At 67.9% G+C, this 22,573-nt stretch carries 21 protein-coding genes and 8 tRNA genes; 8 read left to right on the top strand and 21 right to left on the bottom strand.

Annotation, left to right across the window (positions count from 1 at the left end; genetic code table 11):
- Nucleotides 1-48: 48 nt before the first annotated feature.
- Complete coding sequence (locus tag JHW38_RS07760) at nucleotides 49-618, bottom strand: Maf family protein (RefSeq protein ID WP_207525397.1); 570 nt, start codon at nucleotides 616-618, stop codon at nucleotides 49-51.
- 124 nt (nucleotides 619-742) lie between these two features.
- Here JHW38_RS07760 and JHW38_RS07765 point away from each other — a divergent pair, with 124 nt between their 5' ends.
- The 3 genes from JHW38_RS07765 to JHW38_RS07775 all read left to right on the top strand — a co-directional run bounded on the left by JHW38_RS07765 (nucleotide 743) and on the right by JHW38_RS07775 (nucleotide 2,880).
- Nucleotides 743-1,516 carry an SIMPL domain-containing protein gene (locus tag JHW38_RS07765; protein WP_207525398.1) on the top strand — a complete coding sequence of 258 codons (774 nt, stop codon included), beginning with the start codon at nucleotides 743-745 and terminating at the stop codon, nucleotides 1,514-1,516.
- Between the two features lies 1 nt (nucleotide 1,517).
- Nucleotides 1,518-1,694 carry a hypothetical protein gene (locus tag JHW38_RS07770; protein WP_207525399.1) on the top strand — a complete coding sequence of 59 codons (177 nt, stop codon included), beginning with the start codon at nucleotides 1,518-1,520 and terminating at the stop codon, nucleotides 1,692-1,694.
- A 505-nt stretch (nucleotides 1,695-2,199) separates the two neighbouring features.
- Nucleotides 2,200-2,880 carry an energy transducer TonB gene (locus JHW38_RS07775; RefSeq protein ID WP_207525400.1) on the top strand — a complete coding sequence of 227 codons (681 nt, stop codon included), beginning with the start codon at nucleotides 2,200-2,202 and terminating at the stop codon, nucleotides 2,878-2,880.
- Nucleotides 2,881-3,100: 220 nt separating this feature from the next.
- On the opposite strand, the gene rlmH is transcribed toward JHW38_RS07775, so the two are convergent.
- From rlmH to lon, 7 genes are all read right to left on the bottom strand, one after another.
- Nucleotides 3,101-3,571 carry a 23S rRNA (pseudouridine(1915)-N(3))-methyltransferase RlmH gene (gene rlmH, locus JHW38_RS07780; RefSeq protein ID WP_207525401.1) on the bottom strand — a complete coding sequence of 157 codons (471 nt, stop codon included), beginning with the start codon at nucleotides 3,569-3,571 and terminating at the stop codon, nucleotides 3,101-3,103.
- Nucleotides 3,572-3,836: 265 nt separating this feature from the next.
- The gene (locus JHW38_RS07785) at nucleotides 3,837-5,831 is read right to left on the bottom strand and encodes a SurA N-terminal domain-containing protein (RefSeq protein ID WP_207525402.1); all 1,995 of its coding nucleotides are present in this window, start codon (nucleotides 5,829-5,831) and stop codon (nucleotides 3,837-3,839) included.
- A 342-nt stretch (nucleotides 5,832-6,173) separates the two neighbouring features.
- Nucleotides 6,174-6,250: transfer RNA gene (locus tag JHW38_RS07790), tRNA-Asp, on the bottom strand.
- A 104-nt stretch (nucleotides 6,251-6,354) separates the two neighbouring features.
- Nucleotides 6,355-6,431 (bottom strand) — tRNA-Asp (locus tag JHW38_RS07795).
- A 133-nt stretch (nucleotides 6,432-6,564) separates the two neighbouring features.
- A tRNA-Val gene (locus tag JHW38_RS07800) sits at nucleotides 6,565-6,639 on the bottom strand.
- Between the two features lie 61 nt (nucleotides 6,640-6,700).
- Nucleotides 6,701-6,973, bottom strand: coding sequence for an HU family DNA-binding protein (locus JHW38_RS07805; protein ID WP_057948278.1), 273 nt, complete (start codon nucleotides 6,971-6,973; stop codon nucleotides 6,701-6,703).
- Between the two features lie 238 nt (nucleotides 6,974-7,211).
- Complete coding sequence (gene lon, locus JHW38_RS07810; RefSeq protein ID WP_207525403.1) at nucleotides 7,212-9,644, bottom strand: endopeptidase La; 2,433 nt, start codon at nucleotides 9,642-9,644, stop codon at nucleotides 7,212-7,214.
- Between the two features lie 199 nt (nucleotides 9,645-9,843).
- Between lon and JHW38_RS07815 the strand changes: the two genes are divergently transcribed.
- Nucleotides 9,844-10,494 carry a hypothetical protein gene (locus JHW38_RS07815; protein ID WP_207525404.1) on the top strand — a complete coding sequence of 217 codons (651 nt, stop codon included), beginning with the start codon at nucleotides 9,844-9,846 and terminating at the stop codon, nucleotides 10,492-10,494.
- An 8-nt stretch (nucleotides 10,495-10,502) separates the two neighbouring features.
- Here the strand turns inward: JHW38_RS07815 and JHW38_RS25905 are convergent, their stop codons facing one another.
- The 5 genes from JHW38_RS25905 to JHW38_RS07835 form a co-directional block, all read right to left on the bottom strand.
- Nucleotides 10,503-10,658 (bottom strand): DUF6053 domain-containing protein, encoded by a 156-nt coding sequence (locus tag JHW38_RS25905; RefSeq protein ID WP_428995290.1) that lies wholly within the window; start codon nucleotides 10,656-10,658, stop codon nucleotides 10,503-10,505.
- A gap of 78 nt (nucleotides 10,659-10,736) precedes the next feature.
- Nucleotides 10,737-12,026 carry an ATP-dependent Clp protease ATP-binding subunit ClpX gene (gene clpX, locus JHW38_RS07820; RefSeq protein ID WP_207525405.1) on the bottom strand — a complete coding sequence of 430 codons (1,290 nt, stop codon included), beginning with the start codon at nucleotides 12,024-12,026 and terminating at the stop codon, nucleotides 10,737-10,739.
- 215 nt (nucleotides 12,027-12,241) lie between these two features.
- A complete protein-coding gene (gene clpP / locus JHW38_RS07825) occupies nucleotides 12,242-12,868 on the bottom strand; it encodes an ATP-dependent Clp endopeptidase proteolytic subunit ClpP (RefSeq protein WP_207525406.1) in 627 nt (208 codons plus the stop codon).
- A 339-nt stretch (nucleotides 12,869-13,207) separates the two neighbouring features.
- Nucleotides 13,208-14,509 (bottom strand): trigger factor, encoded by a 1,302-nt coding sequence (gene tig / locus JHW38_RS07830; protein WP_207525407.1) that lies wholly within the window; start codon nucleotides 14,507-14,509, stop codon nucleotides 13,208-13,210.
- A gap of 505 nt (nucleotides 14,510-15,014) precedes the next feature.
- Nucleotides 15,015-15,099 (bottom strand) — tRNA-Leu (locus JHW38_RS07835).
- 153 nt (nucleotides 15,100-15,252) lie between these two features.
- On the opposite strand from JHW38_RS07835, the gene pip reads away from it, so the two are divergent.
- Entirely contained in the window at nucleotides 15,253-16,212 is a 960-nt protein-coding gene (gene pip / locus JHW38_RS07840; RefSeq protein ID WP_207525408.1) for a prolyl aminopeptidase, read from the top strand.
- A 42-nt stretch (nucleotides 16,213-16,254) separates the two neighbouring features.
- Here the strand turns inward: pip and JHW38_RS07845 are convergent, their stop codons facing one another.
- Together JHW38_RS07845 and JHW38_RS07850 are read right to left on the bottom strand one after the other, a co-directional pair.
- On the bottom strand, nucleotides 16,255-17,292 hold the full coding sequence (locus JHW38_RS07845) for a S41 family peptidase (protein ID WP_207525409.1): 1,038 nt from the start codon (nucleotides 17,290-17,292) through the stop codon (nucleotides 16,255-16,257).
- Nucleotides 17,293-17,628: 336 nt separating this feature from the next.
- Nucleotides 17,629-17,853, bottom strand: a complete 225-nt coding sequence (locus JHW38_RS07850) for a hypothetical protein (protein ID WP_207525410.1) — start codon at nucleotides 17,851-17,853, stop codon at nucleotides 17,629-17,631.
- A 380-nt stretch (nucleotides 17,854-18,233) separates the two neighbouring features.
- On the opposite strand from JHW38_RS07850, the gene JHW38_RS07855 reads away from it, so the two are divergent.
- Nucleotides 18,234-19,061, top strand: coding sequence for a hypothetical protein (locus JHW38_RS07855; RefSeq protein WP_207525411.1), 828 nt, complete (start codon nucleotides 18,234-18,236; stop codon nucleotides 19,059-19,061).
- Between the two features lie 191 nt (nucleotides 19,062-19,252).
- Here JHW38_RS07855 and JHW38_RS07860 read toward each other — a convergent pair whose 3' ends face one another.
- The 5 genes from JHW38_RS07860 to JHW38_RS07880 all read right to left on the bottom strand — a co-directional run bounded on the left by JHW38_RS07860 (nucleotide 19,253) and on the right by JHW38_RS07880 (nucleotide 20,278).
- On the bottom strand, nucleotides 19,253-19,708 hold the full coding sequence (locus tag JHW38_RS07860; RefSeq protein WP_207525412.1) for a hypothetical protein: 456 nt from the start codon (nucleotides 19,706-19,708) through the stop codon (nucleotides 19,253-19,255).
- Between the two features lie 85 nt (nucleotides 19,709-19,793).
- Nucleotides 19,794-19,869, bottom strand: a tRNA-Lys gene (locus JHW38_RS07865).
- 86 nt (nucleotides 19,870-19,955) lie between these two features.
- Nucleotides 19,956-20,032, bottom strand: a tRNA-His gene (locus JHW38_RS07870).
- 50 nt (nucleotides 20,033-20,082) lie between these two features.
- A tRNA-Arg gene (locus JHW38_RS07875) sits at nucleotides 20,083-20,159 on the bottom strand.
- Between the two features lie 42 nt (nucleotides 20,160-20,201).
- A tRNA-Pro gene (locus tag JHW38_RS07880) sits at nucleotides 20,202-20,278 on the bottom strand.
- 245 nt (nucleotides 20,279-20,523) lie between these two features.
- Here JHW38_RS07880 and JHW38_RS07885 point away from each other — a divergent pair.
- Nucleotides 20,524-21,285, top strand: a complete 762-nt coding sequence (locus JHW38_RS07885) for a Bax inhibitor-1/YccA family protein (protein WP_207526292.1) — start codon at nucleotides 20,524-20,526, stop codon at nucleotides 21,283-21,285.
- Between the two features lie 87 nt (nucleotides 21,286-21,372).
- Here the strand turns inward: JHW38_RS07885 and JHW38_RS07890 are convergent, their stop codons facing one another.
- Entirely contained in the window at nucleotides 21,373-21,831 is a 459-nt protein-coding gene (locus tag JHW38_RS07890) for an Lrp/AsnC family transcriptional regulator (protein WP_242691259.1), read from the bottom strand.
- A gap of 112 nt (nucleotides 21,832-21,943) precedes the next feature.
- On the opposite strand from JHW38_RS07890, the gene JHW38_RS07895 reads away from it, so the two are divergent.
- Nucleotides 21,944-22,567, top strand: coding sequence for a LysE family translocator (locus tag JHW38_RS07895; protein WP_207525413.1), 624 nt, complete (start codon nucleotides 21,944-21,946; stop codon nucleotides 22,565-22,567).
- Nucleotides 22,568-22,573: the final 6 nt, after the last annotated feature.

Here is a 22,573-nt window from a genome sequence, read left to right on the forward strand (position 1 = left end):
GCGCGGCCGGCCGAGTTCGACCGCGCGCGCGCCGGCGTTCGCCGCGGTTCAGGCGATCAGGCCGAATTGGCGCAGCAGCCGCGCGGTTTCGTGCAGCGGCAGCCCCATGACCCCGGAATAGCTGCCGTCGAGCCGGGTCACGAACACTTCGGCGCCGCCCTGGATGGCGTAGGCGCCGGCCTTGCCCATCGGCTCGCCGCTGGCGACGTAACGCTCGATCTCGCCCTCGTCGAGCGCGGCGAAGCTGACCTGCGACACCGATACCGCCTGCACCTCGCGCGCCGGCGAGACCAGCGACACCGCGCTGACGACCTGATGGGTGCGGCCGGACAGCCGCCGCAACATCGCGCGGGCATCCTCGGCGTCGCGCGGCTTGCCGAACACCTCGTCGTCGAGCACCACCTCGGTGTCGGCGCCGAGCACCGCCGCGGTCGGATTGGCGACCACTTTGAGCAGGCCGGCGCCGGCCTTTTCGCGCGCCACCCGGCGCACATAATCGGCCGCCGGTTCGCCGGGCTGGCGCTGTTCGGGCACGTCCAGATCGATAAGGCCGAACGCCAGGCCGAGCCGGCCGAGCAATTCGCGTCGCCGCGGCGACTGGGAGGCTAGATAGAGCATGCGCGAAAGCATAACCCGCGCTGACTGAGCGCCGGCCGACGCCAAGGCACGCAAACCCCGCACCGAATCACGGTTCGTTAACCGATTCAGCAAGACCCTTACCTCGCCCTTCAAGGAGTTGCACATGACCCGGTTGTCGCCTTCGTCCCGCCCGTCCCGCCTCTCGCTGCGCCCGCTGGCGCTCGCCGCCGTTCTCGCCTTCGGAGCCGCCACCGCCATGACCGCGTCCGCCCAGCCCGCGTCCTACGTCGCCACCGACGGCACCCTGCTCTCGGTCTCGGCCGAATCGGTCGCCAAGCGCACGCCGAACATCGCCAACGTGTCCACCGGCGTGGTCACCCAGGCCGCCGACGCCAACGCCGCGATGCGCGCCAACGCCGAGCAGATGGCCAAGGTCGTGGCCGCGATCAAGGCCGCCGGGATCGCCGAGCGCGACATCCAGACCAGCGGCATCAACCTCAACCCGCAGTACCGTTACCAGGAAAACCAGCCGCCGCAGATCACCGGCTACCAGGCCAGCAACAACGTCAACATCGTGATCCGCGACATCGCCAAGGTCGGCAAGATCCTCGACTCGCTGGTCGCCACCGGCGCCAACCAGATCAACGGCCCGACCTTCGACCTGGACGACAAGGACAAGGACGCCGCCTTCGACGAAGCCCGCCGCGGCGCGATCGAAAAGGCCCAGGCGCGCGCCGACATGTACGCCAAGACCCTCGGCATGAAGGTGCGCCGCATCGTCAGCGTCAGCGAAGGCGGCCGCTTCGCCCCGCCGATGCCGATGCCGATGATGGCCATGCGCATGGAGAAGGCCGGCGCCGCCGCCGACACCTCGGTGTCGCCGGGCGAAAACAGCCTGTCGATGAACCTCGACGTCGTGTTCGAGCTGGGCAAGTGAGATGAGCAAGGAGCCGCGCACGCCGGGCACTGCCGACCCGCGCCCGGGCCGCACGCCGGGTTATCCGGAACCGCAGCCGCAGGACAGCGAGGACGCCAAGCGGCCGCCGCGGCCCAAGCCCGATCCCGATGAGGGCGGGCTGGAGCGCGAGCCCGAGAAGGGGCCGAAAGGCGATTGAGGCCGGCGGCTGCGCCGGCACCGAGGCAGCGAAGACGAGGCCCGCATTGCGCGGGCCTCGTCGTTTTCGGGCGTCGGGTCGCCGCCGCTTCGTCCCAGTCGATGGCTGACCGGCCCGCGCCCGCAGCCTCTGCGACCGCGGCGAGGCTTGCGTCGACGCACCCGGCAGATGCTGTCGGTCACGGCAAGTGGCCAACCGCACGGCCGCGGGCAAAACGTTGTCGTTCATTCAGCCAGAACGGCAGCGGCGGCGGTGGCGGCCTCGCGACCCGCATGCGTCGAAATCGCCGTCGATCCGTGCAAGAAGCCGGACGATGCGGGCTCGGGCGAACTTAAAGACCGGCCTCGCCCGCAGCCGCCACCCCACCAAAGTCGCAAACGAGAACCGCTTGCATCCCCTCCGCCACCAAGCGCATTTTTGAGACGCGGCACCGCTTTCGAGCGCAACCCCGTCGGCGGTTCCGGGCCGTTGTCAGAGCAGTACGACACACTCAAGGAGGATGCACATGGTCCGCACGCTCCCGTCCCACTCCCATGCCCGCCAGCCACTGGACGGCACCCGTATCGCCGCCAACACCGGCGCCATCGCCTTCAACACCGCCATGCTGATGTTGATGCTGGCGCCGCTGAGCGCGCCGCAGCTGGTCAAGGACCCGCTGGAACGGCTGCCCGACATCCAGTTCGTCGACCGGCGCCCGCTCCCGCCGCCGCCCCCGCCGCCGCCGAGGCCGGAAATCCGCCGGGTGGTGCAGGAACAGGTCCGGCCCCAGCCCGTGCTGCCGCAGCCGCAACAGCAGATCCAGCCGGAGGTCGTGGTCGACCAGCCGCCGATGGCGACGGACTTCCAGGTCGCCGACCAGGTCGCCGTCGTGACCCCGCCGCCGACCACCGTCGGCCGCCAGATCATCGAAGGCGCGACCTTGCGCGTGCTGCGCAACCCGCCGCCGAGCTACCCGCCCGAAGCGGTGCGCGCCGGCATCACCGGCACGGTCGAGCTGGAAATCCTGGTCGGCGTCGACGGCAAGCCGATCGACGTGCTGATCGTGCGCAGCAGCGGCCACCGCGCGCTCGACCAGGCCGCGCGCCGGGTCGTGCTGCAACGCTGGACCTTCGAACCGGCGACCGACAACGGCCAACCCGTGCAGGCGCGCGGCCGCGTGCCGATCGAGTTCAAGCTCGACCAGTAATCCGCCGAATCGCTCGCCTGCGAGGGCGAGCAAAGCCCCACCCAGACCCTCGCCCCGGCGAGGGTCTGCGTTTGCGCCGCTCGCACCGCATCGCGCAGTTGCGCTTCCCCCTGTAGGAGCGGCGCGAGCCGCGACCGCGAATCCGCAACCACGACAAACCCTGCGACGATCGCAAAACCGACAGCAACCGCAGAATCGCGGCTACTCCACCCACCGCGCTTCAAGCGCGGTGATAAGGATGATTCGCCAGCAACGCCGCAGCCCGATACAACTGCTCCGCCGCGACCAGACGCACCAGCATATGCGGCAGCGTCAGCGGCCCCAGCGACCAATGCTCGTCGGCGCGCGCCAGCACCTCCGTCGCGTGTCCTTCCGGCCCGCCGATCAGGAACGCCAGATCGCGCCCCTGCCCGCGCCAGTGCTCCAGGCGTTGCGCCAACTGCTCCGAAGTCCACAGCCGCCCGCGCCCTTCCAGCGCCACCACGCAGGCGTTCTTCGGCAGCGCCGCGAGTACCCGCGCGCCCTCGTCCGCGGTCGCGCGCACCGCGTCGCGGCCTTTGCCGCGCAGGCCCGGCTCGATTTCGACCAGTTCCAGCGGCAGCCAGTGCGAGAGGCGCTTCTGATACTCGCCGAAGCCCTCGGCGACCCAGCGCGGGGCGCGTTCGCCGACGGCGATGAGTTTGCTTTTCATGCGGGCATGGTAGCGCGGGCTGCGCGAGCGGCGATTGCGGCAGGCAGCGTTCGCGGCAAGCGCGGTGTCGCGGTCGCGGCTCGCGCCGCTCCTACAGGAAGCGGCGCAACCGCGACGGAGCGACTGCAGGAGCGGCGCGAGCCGCGACCGCGACGCCACGCCCACTGCGCAATCAACGCCTACCCTCGCCTCACCCAAACCGCCACAAACGAAAAGGCCCGGCGAACGCCGGGCCTTTTCGTCGGACAGCGAAAGAACCCGCGCCTCAGCGCAGATTCTCCTCCCGCACCTTGATCGTCACGCGCTTGCGCAGCGTCGAGGTCAGTTCGGTCACTTCGTCCGCCGCGGTGGCCTGCGCCGACTGCGTGCGCAGCATGTCCAGTTCCGGCGCCTTCAACACCGACTTGTCGCCCGGCGCGATCTTGGTCACCGCGAACAGCAGGTAGCTGCCGTTGGGCATCTTGGCCTTGCCGCCGGCGGCCTTGCCCTGCGCCGGCGCGCGCACCGCGAAGATCGCCTCGGTCACTTCCGGCGGCAGCATCGGCATGCCGCGGGCGACGCCCGGCAGGTCCTGCGGCGGCGGCAGTTGCTTGGACGTAGCCACCGCGGCCAGCGTTTCGCCGCCATTGATGCGCGCGATCAGCGCGTCGGCGTCCTTCTCCGCGGCCTTGCCGGTGCGGTCGGCGCGGATCGCCGCGATGACCTTGTCGCGCACCTGCGCCAGCGGCTGGGCGCGTTCGGGCGTGTGCGAGACCACACGGATCAGCACGCTATGGTCCTGGCCGACGTCGATCGGATCGCTGACGGTGTTGTCCTGGATCCGCGCCTCGGTGAACGCCGCGCGCACCACCGCCGGATTCTGCGCGATGCCGGTATTGGCCGCACCGTTGCGGGTCACCACGGCCATCTTCTGCACCGGCAGGCCGACCGCCTTGGCCGGGCCGTCGAGCGTGGTCGGGTTCTTGTAGACCAGATCGACCAGCTTGGCCGAGAACTCGTTGAACGCGCGTTCGCGCGCGCCTTCGGTCTCCTCACGCGCCAGGGTCTCGCGCACCGCTTCGAACGGCTGCTGCGAACCGCTCTTGATCTCGCGCACCTGGATGATGTGCCAGCCGCCTTCGGCCTTGACCGGATCGCTGACCTGGCCGGCCTGCAGCTTGCCGAACGCGGTCTCGTCGAACGCGCCCGGAATGTCGCCCTTGTTCATCCAGCCCAGCTCGCCGCCGGCGGCCTTGGAGCCGAGGTCGTCGCTGTTGGCGCGCGCCAGCGCGGCGAAGTCGGCGCCCGGCGCCTTGGCCTGGGCGGCGAGTTGCTTGGCCTTGGCCTCGGCCGCCTTCTGCGCGGCGGCGTCGGCATTGGCCGGCACGTTGACCTGGATGTGCGAGATCAAACGCTGCTCGGCGGCGAGGAACTTGTTCTTCTCGGTCTCGTAGCGCTTGCGCAGCGCTTCCTCGGTCGGCGCGGCCGGCGGCGGCATCGCCGCGGCGTTGAGCTCGACGTACTCGATGCTGACGCTCTCGGGCGAACGGAAATCCTTGCCGTGGCTGTCGTACCACTTCTGGATGTCGGCGGCGCCGACTTCGGCGGTGTCGGCGGCCGGCGCCGGCAGCTCGACCAGACTGATGTCGCGCTTCTCGCCGAGCAGCTTGATCAGCCGGTCGGTTTCGCCCGGGGTGACGAAGCTGCTTTCGGCCAGGCTCGCCGGCAGCAGGGTTTCCTGCAGGCGGTCGCGCACGAACTGCTCGAACTGGGTCGGCGTCTGCGGCGGATTGCGCATCTGCAAGCCCAGGATGTAGCGCTCCTGGTTGAACTTGCCGCTGCCGTCCTGGAAGTCCGGCACCGACTGGATGGTCTTGACCACCAGCGCATCGCTGACGGTCACGCCGTCGACTTCGGCGACGAGCTTGCGCACGCGCTCGTCGATCAGCGCATCGAGCACCTTGCGCTTGTTCTCCGGCTTCTCGAATTCGCGCGCATCGAAGTTGGCGCCCTGCTGGGCGCGGGCCTGGTCGCGGGCGCGGTTGAAGCGCTCGTCGAATTCGCCGCGCTCGATCGCTTCCTTCTTCCAAACCATCGACGCCGGCCACCACGACGGCGCGCTGCGCCACCACTTCGGCGCGACTTCGATGTGCGCGACGGCGTTGTCGGTGCGCTGCACCATGTACTGCTCGATGCCGACGAAGGCGAAGGGAACGATCAGCAGGCCGAGGATCACGGTGGCGATCCAGCCCGAGGTCTTGTCGCGGAGTGTCTGCAGCATGTCCGGGTCGGGTTAAGTCGTAAGCCGGACAGTTTAGCGCGGTTCTGCGGCCTGGGCGGGCCGGGACGACGGTCGTCGCATTCGGCGGCGGCCGGACCCGGGTCGCGGGCCTGTGCGGCGCGGCGGCGGGTCGGCGCCCCGGGGCGCGACGGCAGCGGTTTTGCTTGGCCGTGGCGGCCGCGCCTCGCTGCACGCCCGTTCGCGTTACGAGTCCGCACGAATCGGACGGTAGCGGCGAACCGGGCCGGCGAACGCGAACGATCGCATCGCGGAAAACCCGGGCGGCCAAAACCGGATCGCGGAAAAAAGAAAAGGCACCGTTTCCGGTGCCTTTCAAACAACTGGCGGAGTGGACGGGACTCGAACCCGCGACCTCCGGCGTGACAGGCCAGCATTCTAACCGACTGAACTACCACTCCGCGCTTTGAAACTCCGGCCTTCGATGCGTGCCGCATCGCGACAAAATCGAGAGCCCTCACTTATATAAAAACGAAGGCGCCGTTTCCGGCGCCTTCGGCAAAACTGGCGGAGTGGACGGGACTCGAACCCGCGACCTCCGGCGTGACAGGCCAGCATTCTAACCGACTGAACTACCACTCCGCGTATTTTGAAACTTTACTACCAAAACTCGTTTTCGAAAACCCGTTTCACTCGCTGAACTTGCATTTCGAAGGCCGATTCTTGCGAGACGGACTCGATCCAAGGACAGCACCGACAGAAAGACCAGCGACTCTGGTGGGTGCTGAGGGTTTCGAACCCCCGACCCTCTCCGTGTAAAGGAGACGCTCTACCGCTGAGCTAAGCACCCGAATACCTTGGGCAGACTGCTTTGGGTTTCGTGGGCGATGACTGCATCGCCGCCGAGTTGGTTAGTTTACGGCATCCTTCAGCGCTTTGCCAGCCTTGAAGGAGGGATTCTTCGAAGCCGGGATCTTGATGGTTTCGCCGGTCTTGGGGTTGCGGCCCTGGCGCGCGGCGCGCTTGCGCACCTGGAAGGTGCCGAAGCCTACGAGCGTGACAGTGTCGCCCTTCTTCAGCGCCTTGGTGACGACGTCGATCAGCGCATCGACGGCGGCGGTAGCGTCGGTCTTCGACAGCTCGGCGGTTTCGGCGACGGCGCCTACGAGTTCGGCCTTGTTCATTATTTTTTTGACTCCCTGTGCGGTTGCGACCGCGTGTTCTGAGAATCGGCGCTGCGCCGCAGGAGGCGTGCGTCCGATCAAGTGTGCCGCGCAGAAGTTGTGCGTGTGGATTGGGGCTGCGCGGTTGCGGTCGTTATACCAGCGGCCTATGGGGGGCGCAAGCGCGAAAGCCAGCAGTGGCGCGGCTTTCAGCGCTTTTTCGCATCCCCTTTCGGCCGCGTCCGACCGGCGGCCCGAGTCAATGCTTGACGTCGGGCTGCGGGTTGTTCTTGCCGCTTTCGCGCACCGGAATTTCGCCTTCGCCGGAGGCCGGCGCCGGCGCGATCGGACGCTCCAGCGCGATGTCGAGCACCTCGTCGATCCAGCGCGCCGGGATGATCTTCAAGCCCTGGGTCACGCTCTTGGGCAGGTCGGCCAGATCCTTGCGGTTCTCCTCCGGAATGATCACGGTGCGGATGCCGCCGCGCAGCGCGGCCAGCAGCTTCTCCTTCAAGCCGCCGATCGGCAGCACGCGGCCGCGCAGGGTGATCTCGCCGGTCATCGCCACGTCGGCCTTGACCGGGTTCTTGGTCAGCATCGACACCAGCGCGGTGGCCATGCCGATGCCGGCGCTGGGGCCGTCCTTCGGCGTGGCGCCTTCCGGCACGTGCACGTGTACGTCGTGTTTCTGCAGGAACTCGACGTCGATGCCGAGGCGTTCGGCGCGCGCGCGCACCACCGACAGCGCCGCCGACACCGATTCCTTCATCACGTCGCCGAGCTGGCCGGTCAGGATCAGCTGGCCCTTGCCCGGCACCAGCGTGGCTTCGACCTGCAACAGGTCGCCGCCGACTTCGGTCCAGGCCAGGCCGGTGACCAGGCCGATCTCGTTCTGCTCCTCGGCGCGGCCGTAGTCGAAGCGGCGCACGCCGAGGTACTTCTCCAGGTTCTTGGAGCTGACGTTGACCGCGCCGTCCTTGCTCTTCTTTTTCGGAGCGGGACCGGCCAGCGCGATTTCCTTGACCACCTTGCGGCAGATCTTGGAGATCTCGCGCTCCAGGTTGCGCACGCCCGACTCGCGCGTGTAGTAGCGCACGATGTCGCGCACCGCGCTTTCGGCGATCTTGATCTCCTCGGGCTTGAGGCCGTTGTTCTTGATCTGCTTCGGCAGCAGGTAGCGCATCGCGATGTTGAGCTTCTCCTCCTCGGTGTAACCCGGGATGCGGATCACTTCCATGCGGTCCAGCAGCGGGCCGGGAATGTTGAGCGAGTTGGAGGTGGCGACGAACATCACTTCGCTGAGGTCGAGGTCGACTTCCAGGTAGTGGTCGTTGAACGCGTTGTTCTGTTCCGGATCGAGCACTTCGAGCAGCGCCGAGGACGGATCGCCGCGGAAGTCCATCGACATCTTGTCGATCTCGTCGAGCACGAACAGCGGGTTCTTGCTGCCGACCTTGTTGAGGTTCTGCACGATCCGGCCCGGCATGGAGCCGACATAGGTGCGGCGATGGCCGCGGATCTCGGCCTCGTCGCGCACGCCGCCGAGCGACATGCGCACGAACTTGCGGTTGGTGGCCTTGGCGATGGACTGGCCGAGCGAGGTCTTGCCGACGCCCGGCGGACCGACCAGGCACAGGATCGCGCCCTTCATGTTCTTCACCCGCGACTGCACCGCGAGGTATTCCAGGATGCGTTCCTTGACCTTCTCCAGGCCGAAGTGGTCGGCGTCGAGCACGTCCTGCGCGGCCTTGAGGTCCTTGCGGATCTTGCTGCGCTTCTTCCACGGCACGCCGAGCAGCCAGTCGAGGTAGTTGCGCACCACCGCGGCTTCGGCCGACATCGGCGACATCTGCTTGAGCTTGTTGAGCTCGTTCTTGGCCTTGGTCTCGACCGGCTTGGGCATGCCGGCCTCGGCGATCTTGCGCGCGAGCTCGTCGACGTCGTTGGGCGCGTCGTCGATCTCGCCGAGCTCCTTCTGGATCGCCTTCATCTGCTCGTTGAGGTAGTACTCGCGCTGGCTCTTCTCCATCTGCGACTTGACCCGGCCGCGGATGCGCTTTTCCAGCTGCTGCACGTCGATTTCGCCGTCGACCAGGCCGACCAGCTGCTCCAGGCGCGCGCCGATGGCGTGCGTCTCCAGGAGCTTTTGCTTGTCGCCGATGCGCACGCCCAGGTGCGCGGCGACGGTGTCGGCCAGACGGCCGGGCTCGTCGATGCCGGCCAGCGTCTGCATCAGCTCCGGCGGCAGCTTGCGGTTGGTCTTGACGTACTGTTCGAACAGGCCCATCAGCGAGCGCGCGATCGCTTCGATCTCGCGCTCCTCGCGATCGATTTCCGGCTCGACCGCGACCGCGTGGCCGGCCAGCGCGCCGTCGCGCTCGACCACCTCGTCCACGCGCACGCGCGAGACGCCTTCGACCAGGACCTTGATGGTGCCGTCGGGCAGCTTGAGCAATTGCAGGACCTGGGCCAGGGTGCCGATCTCGTAGAGATCCTCGGCGCCCGGATCGTCGGTTTCGGCGGACTTCTGCGCGACCAGCAGGATGCGCTTGTCCGATTCCATCGCCAGGTCGAGGGCGCGGATCGATTTGTCGCGGCCGACGAACAGCGGGATCACCATGTGCGGGAACACGACCACGTCGCGCAGCGGCAGCACCGGCAGGGTCATGGATTCGGCGGAAGACTGTGTCATCGGGGGGGTCTCGACAGCGTGGGGTGAGATGCCGGGGCATCCAGGCTCCCGTTATGGGGGTGGCGGCGCGGGAGCGCAAGCAAAGCCCGCCGGAGGACCCGCAAAATCGATAAAAACCGCTGTTAAATCATCGTCTTGTGGTAAAAATCCGCCCCCAGGACAGAGCATTCCGCCCGCCCCCGCCGCCAGGACGCCAACGATGCAACGATTGCAGGCCGTCATCGATCAGTACAACGCAAGCCGGGCCCGGTTCTGGGACGAGGACTACAACACCCTGCTCGCCCCGGGCCCGGCCGCGGCGGCCGATCTGGCCCGGCTGCAGGCGCTGGAACCGCGGCCCTTGCCGGCGGACCTGGAGGCCTTTTACGGCCGCTTCGGCGGCCTGGAGAACCTCGACAACACCGAATCGCATTGCCTGGAGCTGCCCGACCCGGCGGGGCTGGCCGACGGCCTGGCGCAGGCCGACCCGTGGCAGCGGATCCGCTCGCTCGGCCTGGTCGACATGATCGTGTACAGCTGGTGCAACGACCGCCATGAATTCGAGGCCGGCGCGGCGTTCGCGCAGGCCGAGCTGGATGCGCTCAACGCGCGCTACCGCTGCTTCGGCTGGTACCGCACCGACACGGTGTCGGAAAGCGCGTGGTACGTGTACGCCGACGAGGACGGCCGCTTCGGCGCGCTGTACTACGACCAGGATTCGTTCGGCGCCGTCGAGCGCGCGTTGCGCGCGATGCTGGCTGCCAGCCCGGCGCGGGCGTCGCTGGAGGACGTGCTGTGCGAAGGCGTGGAGCGCGCGCGGCTGACGATGATCGAATGGCAGGGCGACGGGACGGACGACGCGGCCGGCTGAGCGCGAGCTCAAGCGTTTGTCGGCGCGACTTCAGTCCCGACGCTGTCGTGCCGGATCGCAGCGACTCGGGCGGAACGCGTCGGGACTGAAACCCTGCCACAAAAGCGCGGCGCTTCGGGCCGGAAATCTCTCCGGACGTCCGCGAAGCACCGCAGTTCGCGCAAGCACGCAAACCGAACCCCGGAAACGATCGCCCCCGCACTCGGCGGGGGCGAAGGTTGCGCTTGCGTCGTTCGGCCGGCTTACTCGGCCGAAGCCACCTTGGGCTGCGCCGGCGGCGTCTGGTAGATCAGGTACGGCTCGGACTTGTGTTCGATGACCGACTCGTCCACGACCACCTTGCTGACGTTCTCCAGCGACGGCAGTTCGTACATCGTGTCCAGCAGCACCGACTCGACGATGGTGCGCAGGCCGCGCGCGCCGGTCTTGCGCTTGAGCGCCTTCTTGGCGATCGCCGACAGCGCGTCGGGACGGAACTCCAGCTCGACGTTCTCCATCTCGAACAGCTTGCGGAACTGCTTGGTGATCGCGTTCTTCGGCTCGGTCAGGATCGAGATCAGCGCCGGCTCGTCGAGTTCCTCGAGCGTGGCGACCACCGGCAGGCGGCCGACGAACTCGGGGATCAGGCCGAACTTGATCAGGTCCTCGGGCTCGACGTCGGCGAGGATCTTGCCGATGTCGATCTTGCGCTCGCTGCTCTTGACCTTGGCGCCGAAGCCGATGCCGCCGGCCTCGGTGCTGCGCTGCTGGATGATCTTGTCCAGACCGGCGAACGCGCCGCCGACCACGAACAGGATGTTGCGCGTGTCGACCTGCAGGAATTCCTGCTGCGGATGCTTGCGCCCGCCCTGCGGCGGCACGCTGGCGATGGTGCCTTCGATCAGCTTCAGCAGCGCCTGCTGCACGCCTTCGCCGGACACGTCGCGGGTGATCGACGGGTTGTCGCTCTTGCGCGAGATCTTGTCGATTTCGTCGATGTAGACGATGCCCTGCTGGGCCTTCTCGACGTCGTAGTCGCACTTCTGCAACAGCTTCTGGATGATGTTCTCCACGTCTTCGCCCACGTAACCGGCTTCGGTCAGCGTGGTGGCGTCGGCGATGGTGAACGGCACATTGAGCAGGCGCGCCAGCGTTTCCGCCAGCAGCGTCTTGCCCGACCCGGTCGGGCCGACCAGCAGGATGTTCGACTTCGACAATTCGACGTCGTCGTTCTTCTGCCGGCTCTCGATGCGCTTGTAGTGGTTGTACACGGCGACCGCGAGCGTGCGCTTGGCGCGCTGCTGGCCGATCACGTACTGATCGAGCACCTCGAGGATCTCGCGCGGCTTGGGCAGGTGGCTGCGCGCCGACTGCGCCTTCTCCTCGAGTTCCTCGCGGATGATGTCGTTGCACAGCTCCACGCACTCATCGCAGATGAACACGCTCGGGCCCGCGATCAGCTTGCGGACTTCGTGCTGGCTTTTACCGCAGAACGAGCAATACAGGATCTTGTTGCTGTCGCCCGTGCTGCGTCCTTGTCGTTCGTCGGTCATGCTTGGTTTGGCCCGTTGGTGCTCAGTCTTGTGGTGCGCGTTGGCTTCTTAATATGCCCAAAAGGCCTGGGCGGCAAGCGCCGCCGAGGCTCGTTCAGGCGGCTCGGCCCGAGAATAGCACAGCCTCCCGGGCCATCCCCTCGAACCCGCCGCCGTCGACATAGTTCAGCGCGATCAAGGGTTTGCGCGTGTTGCCGGCCCGCCCAGCGGCGTCCTTACGAGGCCTGGACGGTCTCGTCGGGACGGCGCTCGAGGACCTGGTCGACCAGGCCGTAATCGCGCGCGGCCTCGGCGCTCTTGAAGTTGTCGCGCTCGGTGTCGCGGGCGATGGTCTCCAGCGACTGGCCGGTGTGCTTGGCCAGGATTTCGTTGAGGCGCTGACGCAGGGTCAGGATCTCGCGCGCGTGGATGTCGATGTCGGTGGCCTGACCCTGGAAGCCGCCGAGCGGCTGATGGATCATGACCCGCGAATTCGGCAGCGCCAGGCGCTTGCCCTTGGCGCCGGCGGCGAGCAGCAAAGCGCCCATGCTGGCGGCCTGGCCGATGCAGATCGTGCTCACGTCGGGCTTGATGTACTGCATGGTGTCGTAGATCGCCATGCCGGCGGTGACCACGCCGCCCGGCGAGTTGATGTAGAAGTTGATGTCCTTCTCGGGGTTTTCGGCCTCGAGGAACAGCATCTGGGCCACGATCACGTTGGCGACGTGGTCGTCGACGCCGCCGACCAGGAAGATCACGCGCTCCTTGAGCAGGCGCGAATAGATGTCGTAGGCGCGTTCGCCGCGGCTGGTCTGTTCGACCACCATCGGCACCAGGTTCAGGGCTTTGGTTAGGTTATCCATGAGTTAAACGGCACCTGTGGCTGATATAGGGGGCGCGGGATTGCGTGCGCGGTTCCGCCCAACTTGGGGCCGGCCGCGGCGCAGCGCAAGAGGCGCGATTGCCAAAAACGCGGCGCAGGCTGCAAGCGGCGCGTCCGGGCGGCTGACTCGACCGGCTGGCGGCCATTCCGGCCGGCGCTTGCAGCGACCCTGGCCGATACGGGCGGCTTTCGCAGCGAAGGCCCCGCGGGAGGGCCTTCGGACGGACGCGCTGGCGAAGCTGGCTGATGCGACGCACTGCAGAAACGGAACTGCCAAAACAAGCGGCCCGCGGCGGTGGCCGCGGGCCGTTGCGATCGCTCAGTTCGGACGGATCGCGTCGCTGAACGACAGCGGCTGCTCGGTGTGCTGGGCGCGCTCGGCGATCCAGTCGATCACCTGCTCCTCCATCACCCGGTTCTGCAGGCCGGCCATCAGCTGCTGGTCGTTGCGGTACAGGTCGATCACCTGCTGCGGCTCCTCGTAGGTCGAGGCGATCAGGCGCAGGGTCTCGTTGACGCGCTTGGGTTCCAGGCGCAGGTCGTTGCGGCGGGCGATCTCGCCGACCAGCAGGCCGACCAGCACGCGCTTGCGCGCCGAATCCATATAGTTCAGGTGCGCGTCGTCCGGCGCGGCGATCTGGCGGCCCTGGCGGCGCGCCTGCTCGACGGTCTGCCAGACCATGTTGCGGGCTTCCTGCTCGACCAGCTTCGGCGGCATTTCGACCGACTCGTAGGCCTTGACCAGCTGCTCGCCGACTTCCTGGCGCAGGCGGTTCATCAGCGCGCCCTTGAGCTCGCGCTCCAGGTTGGTGCGGATGTCGGCGCGGAACTGCTCGGCATCGCCGCTGCGCACGCCGAAGCTCTTGATGAACTCGGCGTCGACCGTCGGCAGCACCGGCTCGGACACGTGGTTGAGCTTGAGGTGGACGTCGGCGGTCTTGCCGGCGACGTCGGCGGCGCGCCAATCGGCCGGGAACTCGACCTGGGCGACCTTCTCCTCGCCGGCCTTGACGCCGACCATCGCGTCTTCCAGCGGCTTGAACATCGCGCCGGAGCCGATCTGGGTGCTGCCGTACTCGGCGCCTTCGGCCGGCAGGCGCAGGCCGTCGACTTCGGTCCAGGTCTCCACTTCGACCACGTCGCCTTCCTGGGCGCCGCGCTCGACCGGATTCAGGGTGCGGCGCTGCAGGCGCAGGTTCTCGATCATCGCGTCGATGTCGGCGTCGGAGACCTCGGCCGTGTGGCGCACGATCTCCAGCTTGGCGACGTCGATGTCGCCGAAGTCCGGCACCACTTCGAAGGTGGCGACGTACGACAGGGTGCCGTCGGCTTCGCCGGCCGGCTCGATCGCCGGGTTGCCGGCGATCTGCAGCTGCTCCTTGCGGATCGCGTCGCCGAAGCTCTCGCGCAGCATGCCGTCGAGGATTTCGGCGCGGACCTGGGCGCCGAAGCGCTGCTCGATGATCTTGGCCGGCACCTTGCCCGGGCGGAAGCCCTTGATGTTGGCGCCGCGCGCGATTTCGCGCAGGCGGCCGCCGACCTGGGTTTCCAGGTTTTCGGCCGGGAGGCTGAAGGTCAGTCGGCGCTCCAGCGAGCCCAGCGATTCGAGCGAAACTTGCATATCCACTCCTGCGACCGCGGCACCCGCCGCGGCGACGATGTTGTTGATCCGGTCCGGCCCGGCCCGGAATGAAGCTCGCCGGGCGGCGGAACTTGCTAGTTTGGCGGATTACGCGCTGGGCTGCCAGCGCCGCGAACGCTGCGCGGGCCGTGGGCGGCGGGTTTTGGGGTCGTTGGCGGGTTTTGCGGGGGTTGTCGCAGAAGGTGCTGGGATTTCGGTGGCGCGCAGGCGTCGATCAGGGCCGCTGGAGGTGCGTTCGGGGCATACCGGACGGATCGGGGCGGCTTTGGGGCAGTACGTACGCCGGGGACTGCGCACGGGGCGAGGCGCTTTGCCCCTGGCCCCGGCCAGTTTCGCGGGGCGGGTTGGGGCTCGGTTTCGGCGACGGGTGTGAAGGACCAGCCGGAGTCGGTTTGTCGCGGCGGGCTCGGCGGCAGAAAAGCGCCGGCTGGAGCGGCCAGCCATTGATGCCGGGCGAGGCGGCTGTTTTTTCTGCCGGACGCCTTGGTGCGAAAGGCGGGACTCGAACCCGCACGCCTTGCGGCGCTGGAACCTAAATCCAGTGCGTCTACCAATTCCGCCACTTTCGCATTGCGCCGGCGCGCGGCCGGGTCCGCATTCTAACGGCGCGACGGCGCAAAAGCGCGAGCCCTCGTGCGGCCGCACCGGACGCCAGCGCCGGCAAGCCGCCGACCGGCGCGCGCAGCTATGCTGCGGCCTCTCCCCTCCCGACTGCGACCGCCATGCGCGAGCTGTATCCCGAGATCGAGCCTTACCGCACCCACCGTCTGGCCGTGGATGCGATCCACGAGCTGCACATCGAGGAATGCGGCAACCCCGACGGCCTGCCGGTGCTGTTCCTGCACGGCGGCCCCGGCGCCGGCGTGTCGCCGTACCACCGCCGCTTCTTCGACCCCAGCCGCTACCGCATCGTGCTGTTCGACCAGCGCGGCGCCGGCAAGTCCACGCCGCACGCCGAGTTGCGCGACAACACCACCTGGGACCTGGTCGCCGACATCGAACGCATCCGCGCGCTGCTCGGGATCGAACGCTGGGTGGTGTTCGGCGGCTCGTGGGGCTCGACCCTGGCCCTGGCCTACGCGCAGACCCACCCGCAACCGGTGCTGGCGCTGGTGCTGCGCGGCATCTTCCTCGGCCGTCCGGCGGAACTGCGCTGGTTCAACGAACTCGACGGCGGCGCGCGCTGGATCTTCCCCGAGCGTTGGCAGCGTTATCTGGACTACATCCCCGAGGAAGAACGCGGGCAGATGGTCGAAGCGTATTGGCGGCGCCTGGACAGCGACGACCCGCAGGTGCGGATCGAAGCGGCGATGGCCTGGAGCGATTGCGAAGGCGGCAGCACCACGCTGCTGCACGACCCGAACGAGCCGGGCGTCCACGGCGACGTCGGTTCGGCGGTCAGCGTGGCGCGCGCCGAAGCGCACTACTTCCGCCACGACGTGTTCCTGCAACCCGACCAGCTGCTGCGCGACGTCGGCCGCCTGCGCCATATTCCGGCGACCATCGTGCACGGCCGCTACGACATCATCTGCCCGGTCAAGAGCGCGACCGATCTGGCCGCGGCGTGGCCGGAAGCGCAACTGCGCATCGTGCTGGCCGGGCACAGCGCGGCCGATCCGGCGATCGTGGATGCGCTGGTGACGGCGACGGATGGGTTGGCGGAGCGGTTCGGCGCGCGCTGAGCGGCTGCGCGCGCCGGCTCGCAACCGGCGCCGCATCTAACTTTATTGCCCGCCCTGCGGCGCCGGACCGGCGCCGCACTGGCGCGTCAGCCATTGCGCCGCAGTGTCCAGCGGCTGCTCGCTGCGTTCGTCCGGTTGCAACGGCCCGTGCTGGACGCCGCCGTTGCGGTCGACCAGCCGCGAAGTCGTCAGCGCCAGCAGGCCGCCCGACGGCAGGCGGATCGATTGGTTGGAACTGGTCGCGCCGGCGGTCGGCGCACCGAAGGAGCGCACATTGCCCTGCCCCTTGAAGCCCAGCGCGGTGATTTCGCCGGAACTGGCCGTGCGTGCGCCGAGGATCACGGCGACGTAGCGCGGCCGCGCCGGCAACGGCGGCAGGTCGATATCGGGCAGGCGCGTATCGCCCGAGTACAACGCGCCGCGTTTGACGATCAGCTCGGTGCGCCGGCCGCGGCCGTTGTCGTAAGCCTCGATCAGGCCCTCGTCGTACAACGGCGCCAGCCCGCCCATCATCGGCCACATATTGCCGCCGCCGTTGGCCGACAGATCGACGACCAGGCCGCACGCGCCGCCGCCGAGCGCCGCGCTCAATTCGCGCCGCACTTGCAGCGCCGCATCGGTCATCGCCGCGTCGCTGTCGCCGACCCAGGCATTGACCGACAAGCGCGGGAACCCGGCCACCGCAGGCTGAGCCGCCGCGATCGGCGGACGCGGGCCGCCTTTGCCTGCCGCGCCGCCCCGGCCCGCCGCCGCGGCCCCGCTCTGGCGGGCAGAGAGCTGTTCGGCGCTCATGTAAAACGAATGCCCGTCGCGCAGCGAGGCCAGCACATGGCGGATCGCCGCCGTGCGCCCCGCTTCGCCGGGCTGCGCGCGCACCAGTTCGGCCGCGCGCGCCTGCACCGCCGGCCAGTCCGGCCGGTCGGCGTTGAGCGCGCGCTGCCTGGCCATCTCGATGGTGCGGTCGACGTCGGCGTCGCCGGTCGCCGGCGTTGCGGTTTCGGCCGCCGTCGCGGCGGTGCCGGCGAAGGCCAGCGAGAAGACAAAGGCGTACAAAAACGAACGGTTTCGCGAGCGCGGCATGTCCCAATCCCTGTGGTCGGCGCCGCGGACGCGAGTCCCGGCGTAGCGTGCGGAACGCGCAGGCTGCGCGTCGCCACCGGGCAGGACGATACGAGAAAGCGTACGACCGCGCCGCCGGCCACAGCGCTATCGTTCAGGCCGGATTGACGCTCGCACCCATTCCGCCACAGCGCGCACTGCAGACGCGCCCTGCCGGCCCGAAGGCCGGCAAGGCCGCCGTTTTTCGCGGAGTTTCGGTTTGCGTCGGTCTTCGTATGCGTATTCGACGCTGCGCGATCGCATCATCGAGACACGAACGATCCGCGCAAACCGATCATCGCTATCGCAACCTCGCGATCACTCGATGCAATGGCCGCCGCCGACCGGGCAAGCCCGCACGAACACCCACTTGTTCTTGCTGCAGGTGTAGTAGTAGCGCCACCCGTTCTGCACGATGGTGGTCGCCGCGCCGTTCGGGCTGCAGTACTGCCCGGCCACCTGCGCATTCGCCGCGCCGACGCCGACGACCAGCCCCGCCACGAACACCGCAGCCGTCGCCGCCTTCATCATGGTCCGCTTCATGTACCTCTCCTTTTGATGATGATGTCGCTGGATTCGCTCCGATGCTTCGCGCAGACGCGGGCGGACACCTGCGGCGGCGCAAGGCGGCACGGGCAGCCAGCGATTCTGCCCTTGCTCGGAAAATCGGCGTTTCATGGGGGAGAGGTGCGACAGCGGAAGCCGGGAGTTGCGGTTGCGGCGGCCTCGCGGGTTATGGATAACCGATTTCCGCTGCCGTGTCCGGCGACCCGGCGTAACCGTCACACGAAAAATGTGCCGACGGCACGCAGATTTCGGCTTGTGGACGCGGCGATGCGCCCAGCGGCCGTCCGTCCGGCGCGCACTGCCTGCGTCCATTCGAGCCTTTGCTTTTCGCCCGCGCTTGGCTTCCTAATGCGCGCATGAAAACCGCCCTGCTCGCCCTGTGCCTGCTCAGCCCCGCCGCGCTGGCCTGCGACACCTCGTACCTGTCGTTGTCGGGCGGGCTCAGCGTAAAGACCTGCTCGCCGAAACCGGGCGCGACCGACTGCGTCGATTCGAGCTCGACGCTGCACGCCTACATCGAAGCCGTGCCGGACGACGATTCGGTCTTCTCCATCGGCCTGCAGTCCAGTCCGTGGCACATGTACGACGGCGACATGCGCATCCTCACCGCCGACGACATCGCCGCCACGGTGAAGCCCCGCCTCGACGCCAAAGTGAAGCGCGTCGAGCTGATCGGCTCGTGGACCGGCGTGTCGCCGAAACCGGGCGTGCCGTCGCTGGCCGACCGCCTGTCCAAGGCCCTCGACGGCTTCCCGGTCAAAGGCGAGAACGGCTTCCTGTGGCTGAAGAAGAACGGCGCCCGCCGCACCACGCGGCAAGCGTTCACCATGCGCGAAGGCGGCGGTTCGTATTTCCTGCCCAAAGGCGCCGAACTGTTCGTCCCTCTCGTCGCCGGCTGGCCCGCCTTCGTCCAGGACCAGATCCCCGAGGACAATGCCGAAATGCTGATGCGCGCCGCCGCCGGCCAGGAGATTTTCTTCCTGTGTCCGGACCAGGCGCTGGAGGGCTTCGAGCATGCCGCGGACAAGGGCAGCGCGGTTGCCGCTTACAACGCCGCGATCATGCGGCTGGAACGCGCGAACCCGTCAGACCGCGCAGCGGCGATGGCCTTGCTCGAACGCGGCGCGGCGCTGGGCGATGCGAAGTCGCGCGCGCGTCTGGACGTCGAACGCGCGCGTAAGTAAGTCGCGGATCGAATCGAACGTGAGGGACTCGCGTTTCGGCGCGATCCGCCGCGTTTCACGTCGACGACGAGAGGAGGCTGGCCGAAGCGGCTGAGCGCCACGCATCCGTCGAAATCGGCGCTGCGATCGCGGTCGGGGAAAAATCTCGGCGGCAGTTCGAGAAGCAGCCAATTCCCGCGGATCGCGCCAGCTCAGCGCGATTCCCGCGACGAAACCTTCGCCAGCGCCGCCGCCCGGTCGCGCAGATAAGCGCCCAAGCCGACGCCGAACGTCGCCGCCAATGCCAGCAGCGACGCCTCCACAGCGGCGGCTAGCGCGTCGATAGCGACGGGAAACACCTGCGGCCATGCGGCGGACAAGGCCCACGACAAGGTCAACGACAGCACGATCGCGAAGAACGCGGCCGCCACCGCGCCTGCGATGGGACGCGCCGCGGCGCCGGCGGCCATGCGCGCGAACACCGCCAGATAGATCGCGAACACCGCCACGGTGCCGATCGCTTCGATCCGCGCCGCATCGCGCACGCTCTCGACGGCGAACAAGCCGCTGACCAAACCGACGACGGCGCCGGCGAGCAGCAACGCCAACGAATATCGGGCGACGCGTTTCCAATCCATGCCCGCGACCTTGCTGTCGCTCGACTCCATGCCGCAATCCTTTTGCCGCTGCGCGCGGACGAATATCCGCCGGAAAAGAAAAAGGACCCGGCTTTCGCCGAGTCCTTTTCTTGTTTGGTGGGCCGTCAAGGATTCGAACCTTGGACCTATTGATTAAGAGTCAACTGCTCTACCAACTGAGCTAACGGCCCGGTAAAACCGAGGAGCGAATCTTACACAACAACTTCGCTCCGCACAACACTTTCGTTACAACCATCTTCCGTCGCAACGATTTGAATGGGGTGGCTGAGGGGACTCGAACCCCCGACATCTGGAATCACAATCCAGTACTCTAACCAGCTGAGCTACAGCCACCGTAGAAACAATTACCAGCTGCGCATTGTACCGCACAGCGCTTGCGAATTTGGCGCGCCCGGCAGGAATCGAACCTGCAACCACCGGCTTAGAAGGCCGGTGCTCTATCCGGTTGAGCTACGGGCGCCAGGAAAGCGAATCTTAACTGACGGCCGGCCTGGACGATGGATGGTCGGGGCAGAGGGATTCGAACCCACGACATCCAGCTCCCAAAGCTGGCGCTCTACCAGGCTGAGCTATACCCCGGAACCGGGACTCTCGTAGCGCGCCAACGCCGCGAAAGGCCGCATAGTTTCGTCGCCGCTTCCTGAACTGTCAATCCTGTCGCGCAATCGCCGCGCCCCGCCCGTCCGCGCCCGGCGGCAAGCACACTTGGAAACATCCTGCCGCGGCCGGCCGCGCGGGGCCGCGTGTATGCTTCGGCCAGTCGAAAACATTCTCAAAGCGCCGGCAGAACCGGCGCTTGGCTACGAAAAGGAGCTACACCGATGATGCGCAGCGGCAACCCCGCCCTCAAGGAATCCACCTTCCTCGACCTCGGCAGCGGCGCGGTCGTGCGCGGCAGCGATCAGGCGATGAGCCTGAACGGAACCGTCAACAAGACCGGCTTCCTGCTGCTGCTGACCGTGCTGACAGCTTCGTTCGCCTGGAACCAGATCGAGATCGGCCCGCGCGGCCAGGTCTCCGGCGCCAGCCTGTACCTGTGGGGCGGCCTGATCGGCGGGCTGATCATGAGCCTGGTGACCACCTTCAAGAAGGAGTGGTCGCCGATCACCGCGCCGATGTACGCGCTGCTGGAAGGCTTCTTCCTCGGCGCGATCTCGTCGATCTTCGAAGCGCGCTTCCCGGGCATCGTGATCCAGGCGGTGATGCTGACCTTCGGCACCCTGTTCGCGCTGCTGGCGGCCTACCGCACCGGCCTGATCAAGGCCACCGAGAACTTCAAGCTCGGCGTGGTCGCGGCCACCGGCGGCATCGCCCTGGTCTATCTGGCCTCGATCGTGCTGCGCATGTTCAACATCGAAATCCCCTACATCCACCAGTCCGGCATCATCGGCATCGGCTTCAGCCTGTTCGTGGTGGTGGTGGCGGCGCTGAACCTGGTGCTGGACTTCGACTTCATCGAAACCGGCGTCGAGCAAGGCGCGCCGAAGTACATGGAGTGGTACGGCGCGTTCGGCCTGATGGTCACCCTGGTGTGGCTGTACATCGAGTTCCTGCGCCTGCTGTCGAAGCTGCAGTCGCGCAACTGACCGCAGCGCGGGACCTACGCGAAAGGGCGCCTCCGGGCGCCCTTTTCGTTTGCGCGGCGATCGTCCGCGCGGCTCTTGTTCGCGCGGCTACAGCGGAAGTTCGTAGCTGCGCTTGACCACCTGGCTCGGCAGGTCGGTCTTGACGTTGGCGATGCCGTTGGCGCGGGTCAGGTGGGTGGTCTGGAAGCGGCGGTAATCGTCGAGGTCGGCGACCACCACGCGCAGCATCGCGTCGCATTCGCCGAGCACGATGTAGCACTCCATCACCTGCTCCAGGCCGCGCATCGCGGCGACGAAGCGGTCGATGGTCTCGGCGTCCTGGGTCAGCAGCCAGACCCGGGTGAACAAGGTCATGCGCAGGCCGAGCCGGGCCGGGTCGAGCACGGCGACGTAGCGCTCGATGATCCCCGCCTCCTCCAGCAGCCGCACCCGGCGCAGGCACGGCGACGGCGACAGGCCGACCCGCTCGGCCAACTCGGCATTCGGCAGGCGGCCGTCGCGCTGCAGGGCGCGCAGGATGCGGCGATCGGTCTCGTCGAGTCTCATGGCAATCTCCAGCCGGATTTCCGGCGAATCAGTGGCAGACCCTGCCAATAATTCCGACGAATGCGCCACTCACGCAACCCTGTGCCGGCCCGCCTGGCCGATCATGGCGTTCATGGACCTGCACACCGCCCTGCTCTTTTGCGCCACCGTGCTCCCGCTGATCTGCACGCCGGGCCCGGACATGCTGTTCGTCGCCTCGCAAAGCCTCGGCGGCGGCGCCGCGGCCGGGCTGCGCGCCACCGCCGGGGTCTGCGCCGGCTATCTGCTGCATTCGCTGCTGGCGGCGCTGGGGCTGGCGGCGCTGGTCGCGGCCTCGCCGCTGCTGTTCCAGACGCTGCGCTGGATCGGCGTGGCCTATCTGGCCTGGCTGGCGTTCAAGCTGCTGCGCGCGGCACTGCGGCCCGGCGGGCTGGAGCTGCGCGCGGCCGGCGCGCGCAGCGATGCGTTGCGCCGCGGCTTCCTGACCGCGGTGTTGAATCCCAAGGGAATGATGATCTATCTGGCGATCCTGCCGCAGTTCATGCGCGCCGATGCGCCGGCGGCGCCGCAGGCGATCGCGCTGTCGGCGCTGTTCGTCGCCGGTTGCGCGCTGGTGTATGCGGCGTTGAGTCTGCTGCTCGGGCGCGGCGCGCGCGGCGGCGGCGAACCGAAGCTGGGCGGGCGGCGGCGGCGCTGGATCGATGGCGTCGCCGGCGGGTTGATCGCGGCGGCGGCGGGGAAGCTGGCGTTGAGTTGAGCCGCC

The organism is Lysobacter enzymogenes, from assembly GCF_017355525.1.
Taxonomy (GTDB): domain Bacteria; phylum Pseudomonadota; class Gammaproteobacteria; order Xanthomonadales; family Xanthomonadaceae; genus Lysobacter; species Lysobacter enzymogenes_C.